Source organism: Paracoccus sp. FO-3, assembly GCF_006386455.1.
GTDB classification, from domain to species: domain Bacteria; phylum Pseudomonadota; class Alphaproteobacteria; order Rhodobacterales; family Rhodobacteraceae; genus Paracoccus; species Paracoccus versutus.
In genome coordinates this window covers 1-1,080 of the sequence record NZ_VCBQ01000280.1, presented here as the reverse complement: position 1 = coordinate 1,080, position 1,080 = coordinate 1, and the positions used below count along the sequence as shown (strand labels likewise).

The window sequence follows — 1,080 nt, the reverse complement described above, 5'->3', positions numbered from 1 at the left end:
CGGCCGGGCCCGCGCGCCGCGCCCGGCGGGCAGCCTGGCCGCGCCGATCATCGTGGCGATCGGCGTGGTGATCGGCGCCATCGCCTTTGCGGTCACCACCTGGTTTCTCGACAGCGCCGACCAGGCGACCGAGCTGCGCCTGTCCCGGCAAGAGGCGGAACTGGCCCTGCTGCGCGAGGCGCTGGCCGAGGCGCGGGTGGAACGCCAGGGCCTGCGCGCCGATCTGGCGCAGCTGCGCGACGACCTGAGCCTGGTGGCGAACCGCGCCCCGGTCGCGCCGCCGCTTCAGGCCGCCCCTCCGGCGGACCTGGGCGCCGAGGATTTCGAAAGCCCGCCCCCGACCGAGGCGCTGACCGAACAGATGCGGCTGGCCAAGTCGCGCTTCAACAAGGGCATCACCCAGCCGCGCAATGCGACCATGCTGGCGATCCTGGGACCGCCGCGCGACAGCTACAACACCGATTGCCAGCCCGTGACCAACCCCCGGCTGCGGGCGCTGATCGAGACGCGCAAGGTCGGTCCCATCACCGTGACCATGCTGAAGCCCGCGCTCGACAGCCTGGCGCGGGTGCTGGAGCGGCTGGAGCAGAGCGATCCCGACATCCATGCCAAGCTGGGCACCGCCGGCGGGCTTTGCGCGCGGCTGATCCGCGGCTCGACCCGGTCGATCTCGAACCATTCCTGGGGCACGGCCATCGACCTGACGCTGGAGGGGCAGCTCGATCCCTTTGCCGATGGCGCGACGCAGTTCGGCCTGCTGATCCTGGCCGAATATTTCAACGAAGAGGGCTGGTTCTGGGGCGCCGCCTATAACAGCCGCGAGGATTCGATGCATTTCGAGATCGGCGAGGAGACGCTGCGCAAATGGCAGGCCGAGGGGAAACTCTGAGCGCCGCCGCCGAACGGCTGGCCGGGCCGGTGCTGGCCTATGCCGACCGACTGCCCTGGGTGGCCGAGGACATGGCGGCGCTGGCCGGCCATGCGCGGGTGCTGCTGGACCGCTTCGGGACCGAGGCGCTGCGCGCGGGCCTGCCGCCGCAGGCGGTGGCGGCGGCGCGGGCGGCGCTGGCGCTGCTCTTG

The 1,080-nt window shown here is 72.0% G+C and carries 2 protein-coding genes; both read left to right on the top strand.

Annotation, left to right across the window (positions count from 1 at the left end; translation table 11 throughout):
- Nucleotides 1-52: 52 nt before the first annotated feature.
- The gene (locus FE811_RS26980) at nucleotides 53-889 is read left to right on the top strand and encodes a M15 family metallopeptidase (RefSeq protein WP_255469869.1); all 837 of its coding nucleotides are present in this window, start codon (nucleotides 53-55) and stop codon (nucleotides 887-889) included.
- Nucleotides 865-1,080, top strand: a 216-nt coding sequence (locus FE811_RS26975) for a hypothetical protein (RefSeq protein ID WP_140849588.1), incomplete at its 3' end; no start/stop codon positions are given. The genes FE811_RS26980 and FE811_RS26975, both read left to right, overlap by 25 nt.